Source organism: Morococcus cerebrosus (assembly GCF_022749515.1).
In the GTDB taxonomy this organism is placed as follows: Bacteria; Pseudomonadota; Gammaproteobacteria; order Burkholderiales; family Neisseriaceae; genus Neisseria; species Neisseria cerebrosa.
This window is the reverse complement of record NZ_CP094242.1, coordinates 1,274,266-1,298,887: the sequence shown is the minus strand read 5'-3', so window position 1 is coordinate 1,298,887 and position 24,622 is coordinate 1,274,266. Positions and strand designations below refer to the sequence as shown.

Sequence of the window (24,622 nt, the reverse complement as noted above, 5' to 3'; positions counted from 1 at the left end):
TTTAAATCATTTTTCAATTAAACATTTTCTTAATGATTTAAGAAAATGAGAAAATTCTTCTAGTAATTCAATACTGTTTTTATCTAAACCATCAGGGTCGAAATGCATAACATCATTTCTAATTTCACGAATTTTATCCAATGTTTTTATAAATTCTTGTCTATCCAGGTTTAAATTGAGCCTCTTCCAAATTTCAGAATTACCTAAAATAGTTTGATAGCCCCCAAAGTTTAGATCAGCAATTGATTCTATTTCTTCTGAACTATCAGGCTTTTTTGCTTTTTTTAGCTCTTCATCTGATAGGTCAATTTTGTCAAGAATATGGCGTATGCCATTTTCTATTTCACTTATAAGTAAGAAAGGTTTTGAAAGCAAATGAAATTGTTCATTTAAATCATTGACTGTTACAATTCCAATAATTTCTTCATTGTTTGTGGAGTCTTTAATTAATACAAAATCATTTTGTGGGATTTTTGTTAAAACACTGAAAATTGTTTCATTTTTAGTAACTATAATGATATCCTCAGACATAAAATCTGAAACAGTTTTTTGGGATATATCTAACGACTTAGTAGTAATCAGTTTTTCTCCAATAGTTTTCCAACTGATAAAACCATTTACTCTCCTTTCATTTTGCATAACAGGTAGTTGGGAAAAATCATTTAAGAGCATAATAGTTAAAGCTTTAGATAGTGGCTCTGTTCGTGTAATGGAAATAGGTTTTTTATTTGCGGCATCTAGTCTCTCAATTTTATGACTAGGGTCTATATTAAAATTATTTGAAGAGGTTTTAGATGAGGCCTTTTTAAATGTAACAGTCCCATTTATGTTTGCTTGTTCAAAATCTGGTTCGGTAATTAACTCATATTTTCCTAATTCATAACGAATTTTATGGGTTATCTTTGCTCCTCTTCTAGATGCCTCGAACCATTCTAAAACATTGCGCAGAGGAAAGACTTGTTTTTTATTAGTAGGTTCTTTTGAATTTAATGCATCTTTTATAGCAATAAACTGATTTTCATATTCTTTCATTACCTTTAACCTTAATTTGTAAGTTAAATATTATCAATGTTGTACTCTGTTGGTATACGCTAAAGATTTCCTCCAGGTGTTTTGTAACAAATCAGTTAGTGTTCCCTTTCAGACGACCTATGGTTTAGTGGCGTGGTTCGAGTATCTCGATGACGTTTTGCCAGTCCATAAGGCGGGCAAAGTCTAGGGCGGTCAGTCCTTCTTGCGTGGTGGCGGCAGGGTCTGCACCCAATTCGAGCATGGTTTTGACCAGGGGCGCGTTGCCTGCGATGGCTTCGTGATGGAGCGGAGTGTAGCCGTCTTCGTCTTGATCGCGCAGGTAATCCGGGTTTTGTGCCAGATGTTGGCGGAAGTCGTCCAGACAGTTTCGGCACATCGGATGTTCGTCCAGATTTTCTGGGTGTTCTTTTTCTTCGTAAACCAGCAAGACTTCTTCGGGATCGCCAAAGTCGATGCCCCATGCGGCATCGTGTTCTGCGCGCTCTTGCGGCGTCATTTGGATGCGGACTGCCTGTACGGTGAAGCCGCCGTAGGGGATGCCGTTACACAGGAACATCCAGTCGCTGATATCGTCAACCGGAACGCAAACGCTTTCGCCTTGTTCTACATTGGTCAGGTCGTTGGGTTCGTTGACCAGCGTGCCGTAAATGTGGAGGCCGTCGAAGTAGATGTCGTTTATCCACATATGTTCACAAATTTCGCCGTCTTCGCTGTCTTGGAAAAAAGGCACTTTGACCATAGCAAAATCCAAGGCGGGTATGATGCGGCGGTTTTCCCAATACAGCTCGCGCCAGAAATATTTGAATGTGGAACGTGCCTGTTCGAAGGCGCGGTTCATGAGTTCATTTTCCTGATCGATACCGTAAACAATGGATTCGCTCATGGGATTCTCCTAAGGTCAAAGTGGATGCGGGTCGTCTGAACGGGGCTGCCGGTGTGTTTTCAGACGACCTGATGCTTTATTGGACTAATATGCTGCCCCAGCCGTCGTAGTCGCCGTTGTTTTCTTGGGCGATATCAATCAACTCCCATGTGTCGTTGTCGATGTCGGTAAGCGGGGCGTTTTTGGAAAGTTGCAGGCGGTAGCTCGGATGGTCTTCTTCCTGCTCGATGCGGCCGCTGTCGCTGACGGTATAGCCTAATGTGCCGACTTTGGCGGCTGCGGCGTTCAGGTCTGCTTCGGTGTGGAAAAACAGCCAGTGGTCGATGGGGCGGGGCTTATCGAGGCGGTCGCCGTCTTGTCGGAAACGGCGTAAAACCTGTTCGTTGCGGATGGCTTGCAACTCGTAGCTGTCCGGATACAGGAATTCTTGATAAAACGACCATTCGGCATCTTCGCTGATTGTGATGTCGCAAACGCGGTCGTTTTTTGTCAGCAAGTTACGGCAGGCTTGGGCGAAGGTTTCGGCATCTCGGCTGTAAAAATGCCAATTTGCCACGCCGTTTGTGGTGACTATGCCTGCGGGAATGTTGTCGTTGCCCGCCAGTCGGTCGATTTGGTCTTCGATGTCGTAAACTGTTTCGCTTTCTTCGGGCGTCGGGAAGCCGTGTTCGTTGGTTTGTTCCAATTTCATGCTGACGCGCACATGTTGCGGATACTCTGCCAGCGGCGCGACTTCGATTAAGGCAAGGTTGATGCGTAAGGCGGCGGGGGCGTCGCCAATGCGGCTGAAATAAACGTTCCAGTCTTGGGGGATGGAAGGGTTTTGCATAGGATGGGGTCGTCTGAAAAATAGTGTTTGAATTTTTTCAGACGACCTTTGTATCCTTCGAGGTCGTCTGAAACTGTTTGCCGTCAAATATCGTCCACACTTTGCCCTGTTAGCGCTCGTTGGATGTTGCGGTTCATGCGTTTGGCGGCGAAGTTGTCGGTGCTGCGGCTGAGTTTGGCGACGGCGGCGCGGATGTCTTCGGCGTTGCCGTCTTTCAGACGACCTTGCAAATCGGCGATATCTCGCTGGATTTGTGCAAGCTCTTCGGCATCCAGCAAATCGCTATCCAACTCAAGGGCGGCGTTGACGGCGTCGGTCAGGCTTTCAGCTTCGACCACGGCTTCGGCGCGGGCGCGTGCCGCCATGTCTTCGGCGGCGTTGCTCATGCTGTCTTTGAGCATTTGGGTGATGGTGTTGTCGTCCAAGCCGTAGGAAGGTTTGACTTCGATTTGCGCCTGTACACCGGTGCTTTGTTCTTGGGCGGAAACGGACAGCAAGCCGTCGGCGTCAACTTGGAAGGTAACGCGGATGCGCGCCGCGCCTGCGGTCATGGGTGGAATGCCGCGCAGGGTGAATTTGGCAAGGCTGCGGCAGTCGGAAACGAGTTCGCGCTCGCCTTGTACGACGTGTATCGTCATGGCGGTTTGACCGTCTTTGAAGGTGGTGAAATCCTGCGCGCGCGCGGTGGGGATGGTGGAATTGCGCGGGATGATTTTTTCGGCGAGTCCGCCGTAGGTTTCCAAACCGAGCGACAAGGGGGTAACGTCCAGCAGCAGCCATTCGCCGTCGGTTTTGTTGCCGGCAAGGACGTTCGCCTGTATGGCGGCGCCGAGCGCGACGACTTCGTCGGGGTTGAGGTTGTTCAGCGGGGTTTGTCCGAAGAAGGTGGCGACCGCTTGTTGAACGTGCAGCATACGGGTGGAACCGCCGACCATAATCACGCCTTTGATGTCGGCTTTGGTCACGCCTGCGTCTTTCAGTGCCTGTTTCACCGGCTCTATGGTTTTTTGCACCAAATTTTGCGTCAGGTGGTGAAATTCTTGGCGGGTAATGACGGTATGGATTTTGCGGCCGTCTGAAAGCGTGGCTTCAACGACGGCTTCGGTTTGACCGGTCAGTTGTTCTTTGGCGGCGCGGACAAGGGAAAGCAGAAGCTGGCTGTCGCGCTCGTTGAGTTTGGAAAGGTCGTTTTGTTCGAGCAGGTGGCAGAACAGGCGGTGGTCAAAATCATCGCCGCCCAATGCGCTGTTGCCACCGGTGGCTTTGACTTCAAACAGCCCTTTGGTCAGTTGCAATACGGATACGTCGAACGTACCGCCGCCCAAGTCGTAAACGACAAATGTGCCTTCCGAGGCGTTGTCCAGCCCGTAGGCAATCGCAGCGGCGGTCGGCTCGTTGAGCAGGCGCAATACGTTCAAGCCCGCCAAACGCGCAGCGTCTTTGGTGGCTTGGCGTTGGGCATCGTCGAAATAGGCGGGAACGGTAATGACGGCGCCGACCAAATCGCCGCCTAAAGTTTCTTCGGCACGCGATTTGAGGGCTTTGAGGATTTCAGACGACACTTCGATAGGCGTTTTGGCACCTTGGCGGGTGTTCAACTCGACCACGCGCTCATTGGGCGTGAACCGGTAGGGTAGGTATTGCGCATCCTGCGCGAGGTCGGCAAGCGTGCGGCCAATCAGGCGTTTGGCGGAGCTGATGGTGTTCAGCGGGTCGGTTTTTTGGGCGGCAAGGGCGGCTTTGCCGACTTCGACGGCATCGCCTTCGCCGTAGCGGACGACGGAGGGCAGGGTGGTACGTCCGTCCATATCGGTCAGACAAACCGGGCTGCCGCTGCGGACGGTGGCAACCAGGCTGTTGGTCGTACCCAAGTCGATGCCGACGGCGAGGCGGTGTTGATGCGGAGCGGCGGACATGCCGGGTTCGGAAATCTGCAAAAGAGCCATGATTGTGTGCCTTTTGATGCTGTATTTATTAGGATAGGTCGGTATTTTAACAGATTTCGGGCGGATAGTTGAGTGGTTTGGTAGGGAATTGCGATAATCAAATTCCGTTTATTTATAAAGGTCGTCTGAAATTTCCCTACTGCCCCAAATCCGATAAAATCCGATTTTACTATTATGATAATTTTTAGGACACGCCGTGCAAGGACTTGATTATTGCCGTCAGAAGGCAGAAGAAAGCCGCTCCAGTTTTTTGTCGGGCTTCCGTTTCCTGCCGCAGGAAAAGCGGGATGCGATAACGGTTTTGTATGCTTTTTGCCGCGAATTGGACGATGTGGTCGATGACTGTTCCGATCCGAATGTGGCGCAGGCAACGTTGAACTGGTGGCGCGGCGATTTGGACAAGGTATTCGGCGGCATGATGCCGGAGCATCCGGTCAATCAGGCTTTGCGACAGGTTAAGGAAACTTTCAAGCTGCCGAAATATGAATTGGAAGCCTTAATCGACGGGATGCAGATGGATTTGGTTCAGGCGCGTTACGGCAGTTTTGAAGAGTTAAAACTGTATTGCCACCGCGTCGCAGGTGTAGTCGGTTGCCTAATTGCGCGGATTTTGGGATTTTCAGACGACCGAACGTTGGAATACGCCGATAAAATGGGACTTGCGCTGCAACTGACGAACATTATCCGCGATGTCGGCGAGGATGCACGCAACGGTCGGATTTACCTGCCGATGGAGGAAATGCAGCGGTTTGATGTACCTGCAAGCGTGATTATGCAATGTAAGCCGACGGATAATTTTGCCAAACTGATGCGTTTTCAAGTTTCACGCGCCCGCGAGATGTATCGTGAGGCGATGTCGCTCTTGCCCGCCGCCGATAAAAAATCTCAAAAAGTCGGGTTGGTGATGGCGGCGATTTATTACGCGTTGCTGAACGAAATCGACCGCGACGGCGCGCAAAACGTCCTGACTTATAAAATTGCCATTCCTTCGCCGCGCAAAAAGCGTATTGCCCTGAAAACCTGGTTATTCGGATTTAAGCCATGAACACTCCGCATCTTCGCCCGAAAATTGCCGTCGTCGGCGCAGGCTGGGCAGGTTTGTCTGCTGCAGTGTCGTTGGCGCGCCGTGTTGATGTTACTGTGTTTGAAGCCGGTCGGCAGGCGGGCGGACGGGCGCGTACTTTGGCTGGGAATACCGACGGATTCAGTTTTTTGGACAATGGGCAGCATATCTTGCTTGGCGCGTATCGCGGCGTATTGACGCTGATGGAACACATCGGTACCGACCCTGAAACCGCTTTTTGCCGTTTGCCGCTGCAATGGCATATGTATGAGGGTTTGCAGTTTCAAAGTACCAACTTTCTTTCGCCGCTGCATATTTTGACCGGCATATTGCGTGCTAAAAACGTTTCGTTCTCGCTGAAAATCAGGCTGTTATCCGATATGGCTGCGTTGCAGCGTTACGCACGCGGCAAGCGCGCTGATTTGGCCGTTGCCCAATGGCTGCGGCAGCGCAATGTCCCGCGCAGGCTGGTTGCAGAGTTTTGGCAGCCGCTGGTGTGGGGCGCGCTCAATACGCCTTTGGAACATGCAAGTTTGCGGGTGTTGTGCAATGTTTTGTCCGACGGCGTATGGGCGGATAAATCCGGCAGCGACTACCTTTTGCCCAAGCGCGATTTAGGCGCAATCATCGCCGAACCTGCGTTGGCAAAACTCAAGCAATACGGTGCGGACATCCGTCTTGAAACCCGCGTAGGTCGTCTGAAAAACCTTCCTGACGGACGTGTCGTTGTGAATGACGAGGTTTTTGATGCCGTTATTGTTGCGGTTGCGCCGTATCATGCCGTTCATCTTTTCCCTGAAGATACCCCGGACTATATTCAGACGACCTATCAAAATCTCCGTTATCACTCAATTACTACCGTCTATCTTCGCTATGCCGTTCCCGTCCATCTGCCCGCGCCGCTGACCGGATTTGCCGACGGTACGGCGCAATGGCTGGTGTATCGCGGCGCACTTGGTTTGCCGACAAATGAAGTCGCCGCCGTCATCAGCGTTTCCGACCATGTCGGCGCGTTTAAAAGCCAAGAGTGGGCAGAGAAAGTCCATGCCGACGTAAAACGCATCTGCCCTTATTTGGACGAACCCGAAGCTGTCCGCGTCATCACCGAAAAACGCGCAACCACAGCCTGCACGCCCGATTCCGCTACTCCTGATTTTGCTTGGTTGCACCAGCGGCGTATCTATCCGGCAGGCGACTACCTGCACCCGCGCTATCCGGCTACGCTGGAAGCGGCGGTACAGTCGGGTTTGACGGCTGCGGAAATGTGTTTGGCAGATTTCGGGTTAATATAAAGGTCGTCTGAAACTCAAATCCGAGTTTCAGACGACCTATTCCGATTGCCTTTACAAGACACGGCAAACCGTTAAAATACCCTAAATCCCTCAAATTTCACAATCAAGGAAGAATTATGCCGACATTGCAAAATAAAACGATTCTGGTAACCGGAGCATCGCAAGGCTTGGGCGAACAGGTGGCCAAAGCCTATGCCGAAGCGGGGGCGACCGTGATTTTGGTTGCGCGCCATCAAAAAAAGCTGGAAAAAGTTTATGATGCGATTGTCGAAGCAGGCTGTCCCGAGCCGTTTGCCATTTGTTTCGATTTAATCGGCGCGGAAGAAAAAGAATTCGAGCAGTTTGCCGCAACCATCGGCGAAGCGATTCAGGGGAAACTCGACGGTATCGTCCATTGCGCCAGCTATTTTTACGCGCTCTCGCCTTTGGATTTTCAAACCGTCGCCGAATGGGTCAACCAATACCGTATCAACACCGTTGCACCGATGGGTCTGACCCGCGCGCTGCTTCCGCTGCTGAAGCAGTCGCCCGACGCGTCCGTCATCTTCGTCGGCGAAAGCCACGGCGAAACCCCGAAAGCTTACTGGGGCGGTTTCGGTGCATCCAAAGCCGCATTGAATTATTTGTGTAAAGTTGCCGCCGACGAATGGGAACGCTTTGAAAACCTGCGTGCCAATGTTTTGGTCCCCGGTCCGATTAATTCTCCGCAGCGCATCAAATCCCATCCCGGCGAATCGAAGAGCGAACGTAAAAACTACGAAGACGTATTGCCCCAGTTTGTTTGGTGGGCAAGTGAAGAGAGCAGGGGGCGTAGCGGCGAAATCGTTTATCTTTGATTTGCTTCTACCGTAATTTGAAAGGTCGTCTGAAAAGGTTTCAGACGACTTTTTTAGAACGTGTTCATTGTCTCAGCCTCTGCTGTAAACTATCGGCATGAACAGAAAAACCTACCCAAGCGATATCAGTCGCGAGCAATTTGCGCCTCTCCTTCCCCTGCTGGAAAGTGCCCGTAAACGCACAGCGCCACGCCAGGTGGACTTGTACGATGTCTTTTGTGCCATTCTCTACCTGCAACGCACTGGCTGCTCCTGGCACGCTTTGCCGGGCGACTTCCCCAAATGGCGCACCGTGCATTCCTACTTCCAGAGATGGACCGAACCACGCGAGAGTGGCATCAGCATCCTTGAGGAAGCATTAAAAAAATCAGGTAGTTGCGGAGCGCCGCAAGCAGGGGCGCCATGAAGCAACTACTTTCCTGATTATTGATGCGCAGAGTGTGAAGAACACGGATACCGCCATGGAAAAAGGCTACGATGCGGGCAAGAAGGTTAGCGGTATCAAGCGACATATAGCGGTTGACACGCAAGGTTTGCCGCATGCCCTTGCGGTAACGACGGCGGATGTTACGGATAGAAAAGGCTGCCTGGTGGCATTGGAACGTGGGCGGGATAATCTTGGTGCGATACAAAAAATCCTTGCTGACGGTGGTTACACGGGTAAGGCATTTGCTTCGTCGGTACAGGAGTTGATTGGTGCGGAGGTAGAGATTGCCAAACGAAACGAATTTCACCGTTTTGCAGTATTGCCGAAGCGATGGGTAGTAGAGCGCAGCTTTTCCTGGTTGGAAAAGAACAGGCGGCTTTGGAAAAACTGCGAGCGTAAGTTGAGTACCAGTCTGCAAATGGTAGCTTTGGCTTTCTTGGGAGTCCTGCTACGAAGACTATGAACACGCTCTTAGGGTTTTTTTAACCGGGCAGGAATAACAGTCGCCAGAATTAAAGGGGTGTAATGTGATTGCTTTGTTTGAAATCCCCTGATTTAAACAACGAGGTCGTCTGAAAACAAACATAGCGGGTTTCGCTAAAAATGTTTCAGACGACCTTTTCTTATGCTTTACTTTTTAGAATGCCATATGGACATTGGGTTCGCAGCCTGTCCGTTTGGAATGAGTCTAATCGAACTGTCTTTACCCGGTACAGAGTTGTTTTACAACCCTTGGCGGTCGAGCCAGCGTTCGGCATCAAGTGCGGCTTGGCAACCTGAGGCCGCGCTGGTGATGGCTTGGCGGTAAGTATGGTCTTTGACGTCGCCTGCCGCCCATACTCCTTCAATGTTAGTCGCGCCGACGTTGTCGCCCGTACCGCCTTTGGTTTTCAGGTAGCCGGTTTCGTCCATATCGAGCTGGCCTTTGAAAATGTCGGTGTTGGGTTTATGGCCGATGGCGATGAAAACGCCTTTGACGGCGATGTCTTCGGTAGTGCCGTCATTGTGTTTCAAACGAGCGCCGGTAACGCCGCCTTCGTCGCCCAAGACTTCATCCAGATTGCTGTTGAGCTTGAGGATGATTTTGCCTTCTTCAACGCGCTGCATGAGTTTGTCCACCATGATTTTTTCGGCGCGGAAGCTGTCGCGGCGGTGGATCAGGGTAACGGTGTTAGCGATGTTGGCAAGGTAAAGGGCTTCCTCTACGGCAGTATTGCCGCCACCGATGACAGCTACATCTTGCTGTTTATAGAAGAAACCGTCGCAGGTCGCACAGGCGGATACGCCTTTGCCGGCAAAGGTTTCTTCGCTGGGCAGCCCTAGATATTTGGCGGATGCGCCGGTGGCGACGATCAGGGCGTCGCAGGTGTATTCGCCCATGTCGCCTTTGAGGGTGAAGGGGCGGTTTTGCAAATCGACGGTGTGGATTTGGTCGAAAATCATTTCGGTGCCGAAGCGTTCGGCATGGGCTTGGAAACGCGCCATCAGTTCAGGGCCTTGTACGCCTTCGGCATCGGCGGGCCAGTTGTCGACTTCGGTGGTGGTCATCAGTTGTCCGCCCTGTTCGACGCCGGTAATGATGACGGGCTTGAGGTTGGCGCGGGCGGCATAGACGGCGGCGGTGTAGCCGGCAGGACCTGAGCCGAGGATAATGAGTTTGTGATGGTTGCTCATGATGTTTTCCTTACTGAGAGATTGAGTGTGTTTCAGACGAGGTAGATTTTACTTGAAAATCTAAGCTGCGTCCTTTGGCATGCTGGTGGATATGTTGGCAGTATTGAAATTAACAAGGGTCGATCGTGAATAGTAAATTAGTTATCGGGAAAGTGTATTCAAGAAAGGTCGTCTGAAAATTTTCAGACGACCTTTTGCCTTTCAACCAGCCTTTTGCCGAATTTACTATATCCAGCGCATTGGGCTAACTTACAGGAAAACCAATGCCGTTATGTGTGTTTTATTTTTTCAGCAATTTGGCGGCTTCGAGAGCGTAATAAGTCAGAATACCGTCGGCACCGGCGCGTTTGAAGGAGAGCAGGCTTTCGAGTATGACTTTTTCGCCGTCCAGCCAGCCGTTTTGAATGGCGGCTTGAAGCATGGCGTATTCGCCGGAAACTTGGTAGGCGTAGGTCGGTACGCCGAACTCGTCTTTGACGCGGCGGACAACGTCAAGATAGGGCAGGCCGGGTTTGACCATCACCATATCCGCGCCTTCCTGAATGTCGAGGGCGACTTCGTGCAGGGCTTCGTCGGTATTGGCGGGGTCCATTTGGTAGGTTTTCTTGTCGGCTTTGCCCAGATTGCCGGAACTGCCGACCGCATCGCGGAACGGGCCGTAAAATGCGGAAGCGTATTTGGCGGAATACGCCATGATGCGGGTGTGGATGTGTCCTGCGTCTTCAAGGGCTTCGCGGATGGCGAGAATGCGGCCGTCCATCATGTCGGACGGGGCGACGACCTGCGCGCCTGCGTCGGCGTGGCACAATGCTTGTTTCACCAAAACTTCGATGGTTTCGTCGTTGAGGACGTAGCCGTTTTCATCGGTCAGCCCGTCTTGCCCGTGGATGGTGTAGGGGTCGAGGGCGACATCGGTCATGATGCCGAGTTCGGGGAATTTCTCGCGCAGGGTGCGTACGATGGTAGGAACGAGTCCTTCGGGGTTGTAGGCTTCTTCCGCCAAGTCGGTTTTATTTCGGGTAACGACGGGAAAGAGTGCCAACATAGGGATACCGAGCTTGAGAGCTTCTTCGGCGGTGAACAATAATTTGTCCAGGCTTTGCCGTTTCACGCCGGGCATGGAAGGGACGGCTTCTTCTTGGTTGCTGCCTTCGAGTACGAAAACGGGGTAAATCAAATCGTCTGCGGTCAGGGTATGCTCGCGCATCAGGCGGCGGGAGAAGTCATCTTTGCGCATTCGGCGCATACGGGTGGCGGAAACGTAACGCGGTGGGAAGTTCATAATCGTCCTTTGTCCTTTTGGAAACGGCTGAATCGGCAGGAGAAATGTTTTCAGACGACCTCTTTGCAAGCAGGGGTCGTCTGAAAATGGGTTTGTTACAGTTTACGCTGTTTTGGGCGATTACTGAAGCAGTAGATAGAATGTTGATACGAATCAGTCTTCGACTTTGGTAATCACTTTGACTGTTTTTTTAATTTCTTTGAACGTATCTGTTTTGAGGTTTTGTTCGTTCGGCAACATTCCGTTGGTGTTCAGCGGAGCGATGTTTTTCAAAGCGCGGCGGTATTCTGCTTCACTTAATTTTTCTTGGCTGATTCTCCATACTTTGCGGCCGGAGGCTTTAACTTCGGAGGCAGTCCACAGTCCTACCTTGTGGTAGTAGAACAAAACGCTTTGCAGGAGTGCTTTCATGTCCGCACCGGGCTTGCCGCTGCCGATACTGCGTCCGATACGGTTGTTGCGCTGATCGACGGCTTGGTCGGCAAGGAAACGGCTGTAATAATCGGTTTTACCCTCTCGAATTTCCATGTCGGACAGGTAGGCATTGCCGGCCCTGTTGGCAATTTCGCTGTCGAATTGAGAGGAAATAGCGGCCTGCCATAAGGCCTGACGGACGGCATTGACCTGTGTCCCGCGTCCTTCGCCGTTGGCGAGGTCGTCTAAACCGGTCCGGGTAGCAAAGCGTGCGGCGTTACTGGTCAGGTTGGTCGAGTTTTTGTCTTCAACGCCGATCACTTGCGCCGCAACAGGGTGGTTGATGGCAAATTGCGCGATTTTGCTGCGACGGCTTTGGTCTACCTGATAAGTATGGCAGCCGGAAAGCAATGCGGAAGCGAGCAGGATGTAAGAAGTATGTGTTTTGAGTTTAATGTTTGCCATAATGAGATATTATTGTTTAGTGACAGATTACGTTATTTAACACAAAAATGCAGTCAATAGCAAAATATTTTTCAAGCGGAGGGATTTGGGCTTGAATGGTTGCTTAATGGGGAAGTCGAGGTCGGCGGATTCGCATTTGAAGTGCAACTTTCCATAACAGAAAAAGGCCAGTATGCGGTAGCATACGGCCTTTCCTGCAAGAAAGATTGCCATGAGCTACACACAACTGACCCAAGACGAACGATACCATATCCAATACCTGTCCCGCCACTGCACCATCGCCGAAATCGCCAAACAGCTCAACCGCCACAAAAGCACCATCAGCCGAGAAATCAAGCGGCACTGCATCCAAGGACAGCAATACAGCGCCGAAAAAGCACAGAAGCAAAGCCGGCTGACCAAACAGCACCGGCGAAAACCCTATAAGCTCGATTCGCAGCTGGTTCAACACATCGACACCCTTATCCGCCGCAAACTCAGTCCCGAACAAGTATGTGCCTACCTGCATAAACACCACGGGATCACACTCCATCACAGCACCATTTACCGCTACCTTCGCCAAGACAAAAGCAACGGCGGCACTTTGTGGCAACACCTCAGAATATGCAGCAAACCCTACCGCAAACGCTACGGCAGCACATGGACCAGAGGCAAAGTGCCCGACCGCGTCGGCATAGAGAACCGACCTGCTATCGTCGACCGGAAAACCCGCATCGGCGATTGGGAGGCCGACACCATCGTCGGCAAAAATCAGAAAAGCGCGTTATTGACCTTGGTCGAACGCACTACCCGCTACACCATCATCTGCAAATTAAAGAACTTAAAAGCCGAAGACACTGCCCGGGCGGCCATTAGGGTATTAAAGGCATATAAAGCCAGAGTCCACACCATCACCATGGATAACGGCAAAGAGTTCTACCAACACACCAAAATAGCCAAAGCCTTGAAGGCGAAAACCTATTTTTGCCGCCCTTACCATTCTTGGGAGAAAGGGCTGAATGAGAACACCAATGGACTCATCCGGCAATATTTCCCCAAACAAACCGATTTCCGAAACATCAGCGATCGGGAGATACGCAGGGTTCAAGATGAGTTGAACCACCGGCCGAGAAAAACACTTGGCTACGAAACGCCAAGTGTTTTATTCTTAAATCTGTTCCAACCACTGGTACCCTAGTGTTGCACTTGAAATCCGAATCCAAGGTCGTCTGAAAATAGGCGTTACATTTTTCCGGGATTTTGACTGCGGAAAATATTAATGAGTTGTTTGGATTCCTGTAATGGCAAACCAAAATGTGTGTGGATTGCTTGAATATCTTTGACCTCATCGCCGCTCAGATTGTGTGAGAGCCATTCGAAAGTTTCGGGCTGTTTCAGAAGCCGTGCGAGGTATGCTTGCTTGAGTTTACGGTTGCGCCACCGAACGAACAGCATGGTGAAAACAAATAAGACAATCAGAAAAATATTGGTGAGGGCGATAAAAGTCATGTTGGAGCGTGCATGATTAGGTGGGAGTAAGTCCATATTATGAATGATTTTTCTCTTTCTTACTCAAAAAACTCATGTTAAGCGGAGTAAAGCCCATGCGGAAGCGTGGTACAATATTGTCAACAATTTAAGGCGTTTTCCTCGCGGAGAACGCTGTTTTTCATTCGACATCAAGAGGCTTTTATGAAATTTTTAGACCGTGAGGCGACGATTGCCAAGCCGGGTTTCAACCGTTGGCTGGTGCCGCCTGCCGCTTTGGCGGTGCATCTTGCCATCGGGCAGATTTATGCGTATTCCGTGTTTAACGCGCCGCTGACCAAGCTTATCGGCATTACCGAATCGGCAGCCGGAGATTGGAAGCTGACGACTGTGGGCTGGATTTTCAGTATCGCGCTGGCTATGTTGGGCGCGTCTGCTGCTTTGTTCGGCACTTGGATGGAGCGTGTCGGCCCGCGCAAGGCGATGTTTGTCGCGGCGTGCTGTTTCAGCTTGGGCTTTTTTGTGTCGGCACTCGGCGTCAGTACGCATAATCTGTTTCTCCTGTATTTGGGCAACGGCGTGATCGGTGGCATCGGCTTGGGGCTGGGCTATATCGGGCCTGTGTCCACTTTGATGAAGTGGTTTCCCGACAAACCGGGCATGGCGACGGGTTTGGCGATTATGGGGTTCGGCGGCGGTGCGATGCTTGCTTCGCCGTTGTCCGTATCATTGATGAATGCGTTTTCAGACGACGTGTCGGTCGGCGTCGCCCCGACTTTTGTCGTGTTGGGACTGTTTTACCTTGTGTTGATGATGTTCGGCGCCTTCACCATCCGCGTGCCGGCGGAGGGTTGGAAACCTGAAGGCTATGTCGCGCCGAAAGTGAAAAACAAGCTGGTCAGCAGCAATCATGTCAATGTTTCCCAAGCGATGAAAACGCCGCAATTTTGGCTGTTGTTTTGGGTGTTGTGCCTGAACGTGACTGCTGGTATCGGCGTTTTGGGGCAGGCTTCGGTCATGATTCAGGAGCTGTTTTCAGAGGCGTCGGTCGGCAAACAAGCGGCAATCGGCGCTGGGGCGGCGGCAGGTTTCGTCAGCCTTTTGAGCCTGTTCAATATGGGCGGGCGGTTTTTATGGTCCAGCGTTTCCGACAAACTCGGACGTAAAAATACCTACACCATCTTTTTCGTACTCGGTTCGCTGCTGTATTTTGCCGTTCCGTCCATTGGCGAAAGTGGAAACAAGGCTTTGTTTATTATTGGATTCTGCGTCATCATTTCCATGTATGGCGGCGGTTTTGCCGCGATTCCGGCTTATTTGAAAGACTTGTTCGGTACTTATCAGGTCGGCGCGATTCACGGACGTATTTTGCTGGCGTGGTCAACCGCTGCCGTGATCGGTCCGGTTTTGGTGAACTACATCCGCCAAAGCCAAATCGACAGCGGTGTTCCCGCCGCGCAGGCATACGGCGTTACCATGTACATCATGGCAGGATTGTTGATTGTCGGTTTGCTGTGCAACCTTGCCGTCAGATCGGTTCATGAAAAACACCACGAAACCGACATTAAAACAGCGGCGCACAGCGGCAATCCCGATGACGAAACCGCCGTTTCTGATGCCTACTTGCTGCAGGAAAAAGTTGCGGCAGGCGGTTTTTCGGTTTGGTGGCGTTGGACTTTGGTCGGTGTCCCGCTGGCTTACGGCGTAGTGATGGTGTTCGTCAAGGCATTGGATTTGTTCCGTTAAAAGCGGATTGATGAGGAAAAGGCCGTCTGAAAATTTTGAACTGCACCCCAAAAGTTGGACACATCCCCTCCAACTCACAAGGTGCAGTTTTTTTATGAGCAAATATACATTACACTTCAAATACCAAGCCGTACTCCACTACTTGCATATACGCAGCCAACAGCGTACCGCAGACCACTACGGCATCTCCCGAACCCACCTGCGGCGATGGATACGCGCCCATCAAGAAGGCGGCATCGGCGCACTCGAACATCCCCAATCCAAAACCATGACCGACCACCGCAAAAACCCCTTCATCGCAGATAAACCCGACCAAGAAAAAACACAGGCAGAGCTTATCGAAGAGTTGTGCTATATGCGCGCAGAGGCCGCCTACCTAAAGGAGTTAAAAGCCCTCAGCCAAAAGCAGACCGAAAAGGACAAAGCCAAACCGTCCAAGCACTGAGGGCGCAACACCCGCTCAAATACCTGCTGCACATCGCAAACCTGCCCAAAAGCAGCTTTTACTACCACCACCAAGACCGACCCGACCCCGACGAAGCCGACAAAGCCCTCCTCGTCGAAACCTACCGGCGGCATAAAGGACGCTACGGGCAAAGGCGCATTGCCGCAGCATTGGGTTGGAACCGCAAAAAAGCGGCGCGGTTGATGAGGCAGTTGGAGCTGAAAGCCAAAATACGGGCGAAAAAAGCCTACCGCCATCCCGCCATGGGCGAGATATCGGAACACCTCCTCAAACGCCGGTTCAAAGCCCGAAAGCCCAACGAAAAATGGCTGACCGACGTGACCGAACTCAAAGGGAGCGACGGCAAACTGTACCTCTCGCCGATATTGGACCTGTTCAACCGCGAGATCGTCGCCTACGCCATGAGCCGCAGAGCCGACAGTGAAATGGTGAAGGAAATGCTCGAAAAAGCCGCACCCCGTCTAACTGATAAAGGAACGATGCTTCATTCCGACCAAGGCGTGCTGTACCGTACGGCGGGGTATAGGGAATTGCTTGCGGAGCATTCCATGGTTCAAAGCATGTCGCGAAAGGCGAACTGCTGGGACAATGCGCCGATGGAAAGCTTCTTTGCGGTGTTGAAGACGGAGTGTTTCTATCGTGCAGGTGAATTGACGGTGGACGAATTGATGAAACAGATAGATGACTATATGGATTACTACAACCGGGAGCGTTGCAGTTTGAAATTGAAAAAGCTGAGTCCTGTCGCATACAGAACCCAGCTTGCACAGAGCGCCTGAATAGGCTTTTATGAGTGTCCAAGATTTGGGGGCCAGTTCATTTTTCAGACGACCTTTTTGATATTGGTTATGATTGGAGGCTGTGTCGATATAGTGGGTTTATATGAGACTCTCCATCCAGTCATTTTTGTGGGGAGGGGTTTGGAAAGTCGAAATTAGGGTGATTTTTGAATATTTCTAAAAATCAGAGTTCTCTTGCCTTGAGGGAAAAACGAAAGGGTCATTCTTATTTTGTATAGTGGATTAACTTTAAACCAGTACGGCGTTGCCTCGCCTTAGCTCAAAGAGAACGATTCTCTAAGGTGCTGAAGCACCAAGTGAATCGGTTCCGTACTATCTGTACTGTCTGCGGCTTCGTCGCCTTGTCCTGATTTTATAGTCAATTAAAAACAAAATAGTACAATATTCAACTTTGAAGGTCTAACCATGGCATACTCTGCGGACTTCAGAAACAAAGCTTTAAACTATTACGAACAATGCAAAAACATCAGCCAAACCGCAGCAACGTTTAATTTGTCAAGAAACACGCTTTACCTGTGGATTCGCCTTAAAAAACAAACAGGCAGCCTAAAACATCAAGTTACCGGTCTAAATGCCGTAAAATTGGATAGGCAAAAACTGGCTCAATATGTTGAGCAGCACCAGGATGCCTATCTGCATGAAATCGCCAAACATTTTGATTGTACGCCAGCCGCCGTTTGCTATGCACTCAAACAGATGGGGATGACGCGCAAAAAAAGACCACCACTTACAAAGAACAAGATCCGGCCAAAGTAACGCATTATTTGACACAGCTGGCCGAATTTTCCGGCTACCAACGTGTTTATTTGGATGAAACAGGATTTGACCGCTACCTGTTCCGTCCCTATGCCCGCAGCCCGAAAGGGCAAATAGTGAAAGCGCAGATAAGTGGAAAAAGATACCGACGCTTATCTCTGGTGTCCGCACAAGTCGGCAACCGGCTGATTGCTCCGATGGTTTATCAAAATACGATGACCGGAGTCTTTTTTGAAGCGTGGTTTCAGCAATGCCTACTGCCTGCATTGACTCAAAAATCGGTGATTATTTTAGATAATGCGCGATTTCACCGTATGGGTGTTTTACGGGAAATGGCGGGAAAATGGGGACATAAGGTATTGCCTCTTGCACCTTATTCACCTGAGCTCAACCCGATTGAGAAGGTGTGGGCGAATATTAAGCGGTATCTGCGAACCGTATTGTCTGATTACGCCCGATTTGACGATGCGTTACTGTCCTATTTTGATTTTGATTGACTATAAAGTTAATCCACTATATATTTGCTATAAATTAAACCCGCTAAGAAAAAAGGTCGTCTGAATTTTCAGACGACCTTTCGGTTTATGGATGGGATGGTTCGGAAACCATATCCGTCTCATCAAAATCCGGTTCGGAATCGCTTTGAAGGACTTTACCGTTGAGCTTTAGTTCACCGTTTTGCAAAGTCATCTTGGTTTTGACCGTACCGTTTTCCAGCGTCAGATATTTTTCGTCCGCCATGCTTCGGATGGTGCTTTCCACCATCAGCCGCAGGGTCTCGGTAACGTCTTCGATACCTGCCTGCCCATTTGCTTCGTCCTCGGGATTAACGCTGAAAATGCTGCGTGCCTGACTGATTGCCAGTTGTTCGAGCAGTTTTTGCGGAACCGCCATGTCAAATCCGGCTTCGGTTTTTTTCAGCATATCGCTGAGGCTGTTCAAATCTTTTACTACCAAACCTTTAAACAGCAGTTTGCCGCTGACATCGACATCGCCTTGAGGCATCGTGAATTTGAAGGTCTTAACATTCAAGATAGGATTATTGGTAAACAGGCTTGAAGCCTCGTTCTTGGCGGTCTGTATCAAGGCGTTTTGGATTTCTTCTTCGCTCATTTTTTTATCTGCGATTTCGGCAAATTTATTTTTCAGCGCAAGAAGGCCGGATGCATCCAAGTGTTCGGCGGCAATATTGATGTCCAGTGGGCCGTATTTTTCATCGCCGTAAGTCAGATCTTGAAATTGGAAGCGGCCTTCGCTGTTGATGAATTTGTCCGCTTCGTGAGTATCGGTTTCAAATTTCAGTTTGCTGACTTCGATTTTTGACGGAGGGATGCTGCCTGTCGGATTGATAAACGCGCCGATTTGTAGATTGGTAACTAAGTTCACCAATTCATTCAGCTTGATGTTGTAATCGATGTTGTCTTTCCACTGGAGCAGGAATTTATCCAGCGTAGTGCTGCTTTTGCCTAAAGACAGTTTGTTGAGGCCGCTTGTGGTTTCAGATTGGAAATGTAGGTTTTCCAGAGAAATGTCGCCCTTGTCCGCCAGCTTGACTTGAAGGGAGGGAGCCAGATAGTCATGGCTGTAACTTTGGAAATCTTTTTTATAGTCGGTATGCCCGCTCAGACCTTTCCAGTTCAGCTTGATGCCGGAAAGCTCTTCGTAATCGAAAGCAGGGATACTCAAATCCAGCTTGCCGCTGCCGCTGAAATAGATGGTGTTGCTCATCGTTACCGGCGTTTGTTTGCCGAAGAAGCGCGACAATGCTTTTTCGGTTTCAGGGTGATATTTGAACTCGGTTTCGATGTGCGCCTGAGTGCCTATGTCGCCGGCAAACGGTCCGTGGCTGATGTGGTTGATAACCGTAATCGGCTCTTGCAGGATGGTTTTCAGATTGTCGGGCAGGTATTTTTGCGTATTTTGAAGAAGGGTAGGCTTCAGGCGGATAACGGTGGTTTCCGTTGCGCTGAACCAGCCGCGTTCGTATTGATGCGATTCTACGGTCAGAAAACCGGAGTCTTGTAAGAGTTTTTGTTGTGCGGTAAGGCTTTCCTCTGCTTTGATGCCGAGGTAGTAGGGGGTACCAAGTACGGCTGCTACGGCTACGGCAGCAACAGGGATAAGATACTTTTTCATTGCTTCAGACACACAGATTGAAAGCGTTAAGCATAGCATTTTTTGCTTTGCTTGTCTTTTCGGTGTGGCGGCTTCCTGTGAAGAATATGGGGCGTCTGAAAAATTTTGGGCTGTTTTTTCGATTGTTCGGTAGGTGTTGGCGGGTAGTGTTTGGATATGTCTGTATTAGGTTTCAAATGATGTTCAAATGCAGTTTTTACTGTTTCCGTTAGTTGCTTTGACGGATGGGTGGTGCGGGTAAAAGCGTGGAATATCTTTCAGACGACCTTTAAGGTTTGGGGAAATGTTCAGTCGGTTAGGTTGCGTCCGTCGGAAATGTGCAGGCGGCTGAATATGGTGCTGGAGACAAGCGTAATCAAGCCGATGGAAAGCAGGGTGAGGCGGAATGAGAGATGGAGGTTGCCTGCGGTGAAGCTGCTTTGCGACCAGTTTTGCAGGATAAGCGCGCCGAGCGCAATGCCGAGGCTGATGGCGAGTTGTTGGTTGACCGCCATCAGGCTGTTGCCGCTGCCGGTTTGGTGCGCGCGCAGGTCGGCGATGGTCAGGGTGTTCATGGCGGAAAACTGGATGGAGTTGCAGGTGCCGATGAGGAGCAGCAGGACTATCCAGACGCTTAAGGACGTGTCGGCGTCGGGTAGGGCAAGCAGCATAATCAGTATGGCGAGGAGGCGCGTGTTCCAAATCAACACGTTGCGGTAGCCGAAGCGCGACATCAGGGGCTTGATGAGCGGTTTGACAACAAGCGAGGCGAAAGCGACGGGCGCGACCAGCCAGCCGGATACGCTGGCGGCAAAGCCGAACGCGACTTGAAACAATAGCGGCAGCAAAAAAGGGATGGAACTGATGCCGAGCCGGCTGAACAGATTGCCTGTCAGACCCAGCCGGAAGGTGCGGACTTGGAACAAATCCGCCGCATAAATCGGGTTGGCGGCGGTTTTCATGTGGCGGTAGTAGAGCAGGGCGAATGCCGTGCCGCCGAGCGCGAGCAAGAGCGAAAACCAAACCGCGCCAGAGTGGGACACCATTTCCACTGCCAACATCAAGAGACACGCCGCCGAAGCGAAAGTCAGGTAGCCGCTCAAGTCCAGCGTGGTATTTTCGCCTTTGACATCGGGCATAATCCGCCAGCCCAGCAAGACGCCAAGCAGCCCTATGGGCAGGTTCAGCAGGAAAATCCAATGCCAAGATGCGTATTCGACCAAATAGCCGCCGACCAAAGGTCCGAATATCGGACCGATCAGCGCGGGCATGACGGCATAGTTGATGGCGTTGAGCAGTTGGGATTTGTCGTACACGCGCAAAATCGTCAGGCGCGGTACGGGTACCAACATCGACCCGCCTATGCCCTGAATCACCCGCGCCATCACCAGCATGGGCAGATTGGCTGCCGCCGCACACAATGCCGAACCGAGCATAAAAATACCGATTGAACCGAAAAATACGTTTTTAGTGCCGAACTTGTCCACCAAATAGCCGCTTAAAGGAATCAGCAGGGCAACGGTCAGCGTATAGGAAATCGCCGCCAGCTGCATATTGAGTGGCGATACTTTGAAATCTTTGGCGATTTCGGGCAGGGCGGTGTTCAGAATCGTCGCGTCCAGCATTTGCATGAAAATCGCAATCGCCAACAGCAGGGGCAGCCATCGGGACGGGCGGACGGGCGGCGTTTCCGAAACATTTGATTCAGTTTTGTTCATAGGATGAATTGTAACTGATTTGGCAGGAGGTCGTCTGAAAGAGGGTAAGGGTAGCAAAAGGCAGCTATTGGCAAAGAATGTTGCAAATCTAATTCAGTTTTAGAATATTGTTTGAGCAATGTACTTTTAAGCGATGAGTTTCAGACGACCTTTGAAGTTGAGTGATGGAATGACAGTCGTTATAGCGGCAATGAGTTCATAAGCAATTTATTTCGGGTATTGTTTAATTATGAATATATCAGAGATTAATTATAATGATAATAATTAGCATATATGAGGACGATTCAAGATATGTGGGTATTAGGTTTTAGCAGTCATCCGATTCCAATATTATTTTTTAAAATTATACTTGACCGCCTACATGCAATTACTTAAAGTAGCCGTCTATTTATACAAAGAAAAACGGGTACTCCCGTTAACGAAAAAATGAGCGCAATCACCCCACCCAAAATCACTACATTCGACAGCAAGCCGACGGATGTCTATTTCTTCGGCACCTGCGTTCTCGATCTTTTCATGCCCGAAGCAGGCATGGATGCCATTACTTTAATCGAGCAGCAAGGTATACGGGTTCATTACCCGATGGCGCAAAGCTGCTGCGGCCAACCCGCCTACTCTTCCGGCCATCCGACCGAGGCGTTTGATGTCGCCAAAGCGCAACTCGACCTTTTCCCTGAAAACTGGCCGATCGTCGTACCGTCCGGCTCGTGCGGCGGCATGATGAAACATCACTGGCCTACTCTGTTTAAAAATACAGAATACGAATCCAAAGCGGTTGATTGTGCCAACCGCATCATTGAGTTTACTCATTTCTTGCTTGCCATCGGCTACAAGCCTGAAGACAAAGGCGAGCCGGTCAAAGTAGCCGTCCACACTTCCTGCGCGGCACGCCGCGAAATGAACGTCCATATTTCAGGCTGGCAGTTGATTGACGGCATGGAAAACGTTGAACGTATCGTTCACGATCACGAAAGCGAATGCTGCGGCTTCGGCGGTACATTCTCCGTCAAACAAGCGGATATTTCCGGCGCGATGGTAACCGACAAAGTTGCCGCGCTGAAAGAAACCGGCGCGACCGAAATCATCAGTGCGGACTGCGGCTGCATGATGAACATCGGCGGCAAAATCGCTAAGGACGAGCCGAACATGCCGCGTCCGAAACACATCGCATCCTTCTTGTTGGAACGTACCGGAGGCAAAGCATGAGCGCGCGCGAAAATATTTTGGCAAAACTGAAAAAAGCCGACGCATTGCCGATGGAAGAGCCTGCGGTTTTTGATTATTACCGTGAAATGGGCGTTTCTTGGGGCAGCGAAGTTGAGCGTCTGAAACATTGGGCTGCCGCTATGCGCGCCGTCAAAACCGAAATTTATTGGGTGACCAAAACCGGCTGGCCGCAAGTATTCCGTCAAGCTGCCGAAGGCAAAGGTTTGAAAAACATTCTGCTGCCGTTGGCGACTGAACACGGACAAATCGCCCGTGCCGCGCTGGTGGACAGCAATATCGAACCGATTGCTTTCGAACGCGAAATCGATACTTGGAAAACCGAGTTCTTCGCGAACATCGATGCAGGCTTCAGCGGCTCGCAATGCGGCATCGCCCGCACTGGTACGCTGATGCTGTTTTCCAGTCCCGAAGAACCGCGTACTTTAAGCCTTGTTCCGCCCGTGCATTTCTGCCTGTTTGATACGGCGAAAATGTATAACGAATTTCACAACGCCGTCGAAGGTGAAAAACTGGTGGAAAACGGTATGCCGACCAATGTTTTCCTGATTTCCGGCCCGTCCAAAACCGCAGACATCCAACTGACGCTTGCTTACGGCGCACACGGTCCGCGTGATTTGGTCATCCTCGCCATCCTGCCTGACCACATTTCCCCTGCCGATTTGGAGGAAAACGCATGACTACGCAAACCATCAAGTTCCACATGAAGCCGGAAACTTTCAAACAAAACGCCGCAATTTCCCTTCAAGACAAGCCTTTGCGTAAGAGTCTGCGTACCGCGATGGATATGCTGATGACCAAGCGAAAAGCCGTTTTGAGCGACGAAGAAGAGCTGCAAAGCCTGCGCGATTTGTGCGAACACGTCCGTCAACGCTCATTATCCAAATTACCCGCCCTGCTGGAGCAGCTGGAAGAAAACCTGACTAAGTTGGGCGTGAAAGTACACTGGGCGGAAACTCCGGCCGAAGCCTGCCAAATCATCCACGACATCATTACTGCCAAAAACGGCAAGCTGATGGTCAAAGGCAAATCCATGGTCAGCGAGGAAATCGAGCTGAACCATTATCTTGAAGCAAAAGGCATTAAAGCGGTGGAAAGCGACTTGGGCGAGTTTATCGTCCAAATGGCAGGCGAAAAACCAACCCACATCGTGATGCCCGCCATTCACAAAACCAAAGAACAGGTTAGCGAACTTTTCCACCAAAATCTTGGAACTCCGCTTACGGACGACGTAGACCAACTGACCGGCTTCGCCCGCAAAGCCCTGCGCGATATTTACAGCACTGCCGATGTCGGCTTGAGCGGCGTAAACTTTGCTGTTGCTGAAACAGGTACGTTGTGTCTAGTGGAAAACGAAGGCAACGGTCGCTTGAGTACCACCGTTCCGCCCGTGCATATCGCCATTACCGGTATTGAAAAAGTTGTGGCGAAATTGTCCGACATTCCTCCCTTGTACAGCCTGCTGCCGCGTTCTGCCATCGGTCAGAACATTACCACCTATTTCAACATGATTACCGGTCCGCGCCGCAGCGAAGAGCTGGATGGTCCGCAGGAAATGCACTTGGTTCTGCTCGACAACGGCCGCAGCCAAGCCTATGCCGAAGACCAAATGCGCCGTACCTTGCAATGTATCCGTTGTGGCGCGTGTATGAACCATTGTCCGGTTTATACCCGTATCGGTGGCGCAGCATACGGCACAACCTACCCCGGCCCTATCGGCGAGATTATTTCTCCGCACCTGTTGGGTCTGGATGCCACCCGTGACCTGCCGACCGCCTGCACCATGTGTGGCGCGTGTGTAGAAGTTTGTCCGGTGCGTATCCCGATTACCGAACAAATGCAGCGTTTGCGTGTCGAAGCGCAACGTTCGCCGTCCGAAGTCGTACCGCATCCTATCCGCGGACAAGGCGCATCGCATACCTTCGGCGAACAAATGGCATGGCGCACATTCAACGGCATTTTCAGCGGCAGCAAGGCCTACCGCGCCTTCGGTTGGGCGGCCACCAAATTCCGTGCATTGACGCCAAGCAAGCAACTGGGCTGGACGGACAACCGCGTTCCGATGAAACCTGCCAAGAAAACGCTGCATGAAATGATGGCGGAAAAAATGCGCCAAAAAGAAAAAGCGTAAAGCCGAAATTCATAAGGGTAATGACCCATATCTGAACATGATATGTGTCTAAGCTT

Annotated in this window: 22 protein-coding genes; 12 read left to right on the top strand and 10 right to left on the bottom strand. The window is 50.6% G+C overall.

The window, feature by feature from the left end; genetic code table 11:
- Positions 1 to 6: 6 nt before the first annotated feature.
- The 4 genes from MON37_RS05980 to hscA all read right to left on the bottom strand — a co-directional run bounded on the left by MON37_RS05980 (position 7) and on the right by hscA (position 4,690).
- Positions 7 to 1,032, bottom strand: coding sequence for a CBS domain-containing protein (locus tag MON37_RS05980; protein ID WP_003764444.1), 1,026 nt, complete (start codon positions 1,030 to 1,032; stop codon positions 7 to 9).
- Positions 1,033 to 1,156: 124 nt separating this feature from the next.
- Positions 1,157 to 1,915, bottom strand: a complete 759-nt coding sequence (locus MON37_RS05975) for a DUF2314 domain-containing protein (protein ID WP_039406334.1) — start codon at positions 1,913 to 1,915, stop codon at positions 1,157 to 1,159.
- A gap of 76 nt (positions 1,916 to 1,991) precedes the next feature.
- Positions 1,992 to 2,744: a DUF695 domain-containing protein gene (locus MON37_RS05970; RefSeq protein WP_039406330.1), complete on the bottom strand. Its 753-nt coding sequence runs from the start codon at positions 2,742 to 2,744 to the stop codon at positions 1,992 to 1,994.
- A gap of 83 nt (positions 2,745 to 2,827) precedes the next feature.
- Positions 2,828 to 4,690 (bottom strand): Fe-S protein assembly chaperone HscA, encoded by a 1,863-nt coding sequence (hscA, locus tag MON37_RS05965; RefSeq protein ID WP_039406326.1) that lies wholly within the window; start codon positions 4,688 to 4,690, stop codon positions 2,828 to 2,830.
- 196 nt (positions 4,691 to 4,886) lie between these two features.
- On the opposite strand from hscA, the gene hpnD reads away from it, so the two are divergent.
- From hpnD to MON37_RS05945, 4 genes are all read left to right on the top strand, one after another.
- Positions 4,887 to 5,735, top strand: a complete 849-nt coding sequence (gene hpnD / locus MON37_RS05960) for a presqualene diphosphate synthase HpnD (protein ID WP_039406323.1) — start codon at positions 4,887 to 4,889, stop codon at positions 5,733 to 5,735.
- A complete protein-coding gene (gene hpnE / locus MON37_RS05955; RefSeq protein WP_039406321.1) occupies positions 5,732 to 7,045 on the top strand; it encodes a hydroxysqualene dehydroxylase HpnE in 1,314 nt (437 codons plus the stop codon). Before hpnD ends, hpnE begins: the two co-directional genes overlap by 4 nt.
- A gap of 116 nt (positions 7,046 to 7,161) precedes the next feature.
- Positions 7,162 to 7,881 carry an SDR family oxidoreductase gene (locus tag MON37_RS05950; RefSeq protein WP_003742488.1) on the top strand — a complete coding sequence of 240 codons (720 nt, stop codon included), beginning with the start codon at positions 7,162 to 7,164 and terminating at the stop codon, positions 7,879 to 7,881.
- A gap of 97 nt (positions 7,882 to 7,978) precedes the next feature.
- Positions 7,979 to 8,771 (top strand): IS5 family transposase gene (locus tag MON37_RS05945; protein WP_242883528.1). Its coding sequence is split into 2 segments (ribosomal slippage): positions 7,979 to 8,242 and positions 8,244 to 8,771, totalling 792 coding nucleotides; the frame shifts between segments, so codons are not numbered across the junction.
- A gap of 260 nt (positions 8,772 to 9,031) precedes the next feature.
- On the opposite strand, the gene trxB is transcribed toward MON37_RS05945, so the two are convergent.
- The 3 genes from trxB to MON37_RS05930 form a co-directional block, all read right to left on the bottom strand.
- Positions 9,032 to 9,982, bottom strand: a complete 951-nt coding sequence (gene trxB, locus MON37_RS05940; protein WP_039410548.1) for a thioredoxin-disulfide reductase — start codon at positions 9,980 to 9,982, stop codon at positions 9,032 to 9,034.
- A gap of 280 nt (positions 9,983 to 10,262) precedes the next feature.
- Complete coding sequence (hemB, locus tag MON37_RS05935; RefSeq protein ID WP_039410551.1) at positions 10,263 to 11,264, bottom strand: porphobilinogen synthase; 1,002 nt, start codon at positions 11,262 to 11,264, stop codon at positions 10,263 to 10,265.
- A gap of 153 nt (positions 11,265 to 11,417) precedes the next feature.
- The gene (locus tag MON37_RS05930; protein WP_039410554.1) at positions 11,418 to 12,143 is read right to left on the bottom strand and encodes a hypothetical protein; all 726 of its coding nucleotides are present in this window, start codon (positions 12,141 to 12,143) and stop codon (positions 11,418 to 11,420) included.
- 211 nt (positions 12,144 to 12,354) lie between these two features.
- On the opposite strand from MON37_RS05930, the gene MON37_RS05925 reads away from it, so the two are divergent.
- Positions 12,355 to 13,320: an IS30 family transposase gene (locus tag MON37_RS05925; protein ID WP_242883537.1), complete on the top strand. Its 966-nt coding sequence runs from the start codon at positions 12,355 to 12,357 to the stop codon at positions 13,318 to 13,320.
- A gap of 44 nt (positions 13,321 to 13,364) precedes the next feature.
- Here MON37_RS05925 and MON37_RS05920 read toward each other — a convergent pair whose 3' ends face one another.
- Positions 13,365 to 13,631, bottom strand: coding sequence for a hypothetical protein (locus MON37_RS05920; protein WP_039406609.1), 267 nt, complete (start codon positions 13,629 to 13,631; stop codon positions 13,365 to 13,367).
- A 183-nt stretch (positions 13,632 to 13,814) separates the two neighbouring features.
- Between MON37_RS05920 and MON37_RS05915 the strand changes: the two genes are divergently transcribed.
- The 4 genes from MON37_RS05915 (at position 13,815) to MON37_RS05900 (ending at position 17,875) form a co-directional block, all read left to right on the top strand.
- Positions 13,815 to 15,356, top strand: a complete 1,542-nt coding sequence (locus tag MON37_RS05915; protein ID WP_003765386.1) for an L-lactate MFS transporter — start codon at positions 13,815 to 13,817, stop codon at positions 15,354 to 15,356.
- 94 nt (positions 15,357 to 15,450) lie between these two features.
- Positions 15,451 to 15,801, top strand: a complete 351-nt coding sequence (locus tag MON37_RS05910; RefSeq protein WP_242883810.1) for a helix-turn-helix domain-containing protein — start codon at positions 15,451 to 15,453, stop codon at positions 15,799 to 15,801.
- Positions 15,705 to 16,601: an IS3 family transposase gene (locus MON37_RS05905; protein ID WP_242883809.1), complete on the top strand. Its 897-nt coding sequence runs from the start codon at positions 15,705 to 15,707 to the stop codon at positions 16,599 to 16,601. The genes MON37_RS05910 and MON37_RS05905 overlap by 97 nt, the downstream gene beginning before the upstream one ends.
- A gap of 426 nt (positions 16,602 to 17,027) precedes the next feature.
- Positions 17,028 to 17,875 (top strand): IS630 family transposase gene (locus MON37_RS05900; protein ID WP_242883808.1). Its coding sequence is split into 2 segments (ribosomal slippage): positions 17,028 to 17,343 and positions 17,343 to 17,875, totalling 849 coding nucleotides; the frame shifts between segments, so codons are not numbered across the junction.
- 85 nt (positions 17,876 to 17,960) lie between these two features.
- Here MON37_RS05900 and MON37_RS05895 read toward each other — a convergent pair.
- A complete protein-coding gene (locus MON37_RS05895; protein ID WP_039405800.1) occupies positions 17,961 to 19,514 on the bottom strand; it encodes a YdgA family protein in 1,554 nt (517 codons plus the stop codon).
- A gap of 287 nt (positions 19,515 to 19,801) precedes the next feature.
- Positions 19,802 to 21,211, bottom strand: a complete 1,410-nt coding sequence (locus MON37_RS05890; protein WP_039405797.1) for an MFS transporter — start codon at positions 21,209 to 21,211, stop codon at positions 19,802 to 19,804.
- A 426-nt stretch (positions 21,212 to 21,637) separates the two neighbouring features.
- Between MON37_RS05890 and MON37_RS05885 the strand changes: the two genes are divergently transcribed.
- The 3 genes from MON37_RS05885 to MON37_RS05875 are packed head-to-tail and all read left to right on the top strand — an operon-like array spanning position 21,638 to position 24,566.
- Positions 21,638 to 22,417: a (Fe-S)-binding protein gene (locus MON37_RS05885; protein WP_003743122.1), complete on the top strand. Its 780-nt coding sequence runs from the start codon at positions 21,638 to 21,640 to the stop codon at positions 22,415 to 22,417.
- On the top strand, positions 22,414 to 23,115 hold the full coding sequence (locus MON37_RS05880; protein ID WP_039405792.1) for a LutC/YkgG family protein: 702 nt from the start codon (positions 22,414 to 22,416) through the stop codon (positions 23,113 to 23,115). Before MON37_RS05885 ends, MON37_RS05880 begins: the two co-directional genes overlap by 4 nt.
- Entirely contained in the window at positions 23,112 to 24,566 is a 1,455-nt protein-coding gene (locus MON37_RS05875; protein ID WP_039405788.1) for a LutB/LldF family L-lactate oxidation iron-sulfur protein, read from the top strand. Before MON37_RS05880 ends, MON37_RS05875 begins: the two co-directional genes overlap by 4 nt.
- The last annotated feature ends 56 nt before the right edge of the window (positions 24,567 to 24,622 follow it).

Bases quoted from the DNA above. Each gene is read 5' to 3' on its own strand.
- MON37_RS05980 (WP_003764444.1), bottom strand. From the start codon at position 1,032: ATGAAAGAATATGAAAATCAGTTTATTGCTATAAAAGATGCATTAAAT.
- MON37_RS05975 (WP_039406334.1), bottom strand. From the start codon at position 1,915: ATGAGCGAATCCATTGTTTACGGTATCGATCAGGAAAATGAACTCATG.
- MON37_RS05970 (WP_039406330.1), bottom strand. From the start codon at position 2,744: ATGCAAAACCCTTCCATCCCCCAAGACTGGAACGTTTATTTCAGCCGC.
- hscA (WP_039406326.1), bottom strand. From the start codon at position 4,690: ATGGCTCTTTTGCAGATTTCCGAACCCGGCATGTCCGCCGCTCCGCAT.
- hpnE (WP_039406321.1), top strand. From the start codon at position 5,732: ATGAACACTCCGCATCTTCGCCCGAAAATTGCCGTCGTCGGCGCAGGC.
- MON37_RS05950 (WP_003742488.1), top strand. From the start codon at position 7,162: ATGCCGACATTGCAAAATAAAACGATTCTGGTAACCGGAGCATCGCAA.
- trxB (WP_039410548.1), bottom strand. From the start codon at position 9,982: ATGAGCAACCATCACAAACTCATTATCCTCGGCTCAGGTCCTGCCGGC.
- hemB (WP_039410551.1), bottom strand. From the start codon at position 11,264: ATGAACTTCCCACCGCGTTACGTTTCCGCCACCCGTATGCGCCGAATG.
- MON37_RS05930 (WP_039410554.1), bottom strand. From the start codon at position 12,143: ATGGCAAACATTAAACTCAAAACACATACTTCTTACATCCTGCTCGCT.
- MON37_RS05925 (WP_242883537.1), top strand. From the start codon at position 12,355: ATGAGCTACACACAACTGACCCAAGACGAACGATACCATATCCAATAC.
- MON37_RS05920 (WP_039406609.1), bottom strand. From the start codon at position 13,631: ATGACTTTTATCGCCCTCACCAATATTTTTCTGATTGTCTTATTTGTT.
- MON37_RS05915 (WP_003765386.1), top strand. From the start codon at position 13,815: ATGAAATTTTTAGACCGTGAGGCGACGATTGCCAAGCCGGGTTTCAAC.
- MON37_RS05910 (WP_242883810.1), top strand. From the start codon at position 15,451: ATGAGCAAATATACATTACACTTCAAATACCAAGCCGTACTCCACTAC.
- MON37_RS05895 (WP_039405800.1), bottom strand. From the start codon at position 19,514: ATGAAAAAGTATCTTATCCCTGTTGCTGCCGTAGCCGTAGCAGCCGTA.
- MON37_RS05890 (WP_039405797.1), bottom strand. From the start codon at position 21,211: ATGAACAAAACTGAATCAAATGTTTCGGAAACGCCGCCCGTCCGCCCG.
- MON37_RS05885 (WP_003743122.1), top strand. From the start codon at position 21,638: ATGAGCGCAATCACCCCACCCAAAATCACTACATTCGACAGCAAGCCG.
- MON37_RS05880 (WP_039405792.1), top strand. From the start codon at position 22,414: ATGAGCGCGCGCGAAAATATTTTGGCAAAACTGAAAAAAGCCGACGCA.
- MON37_RS05875 (WP_039405788.1), top strand. From the start codon at position 23,112: ATGACTACGCAAACCATCAAGTTCCACATGAAGCCGGAAACTTTCAAA.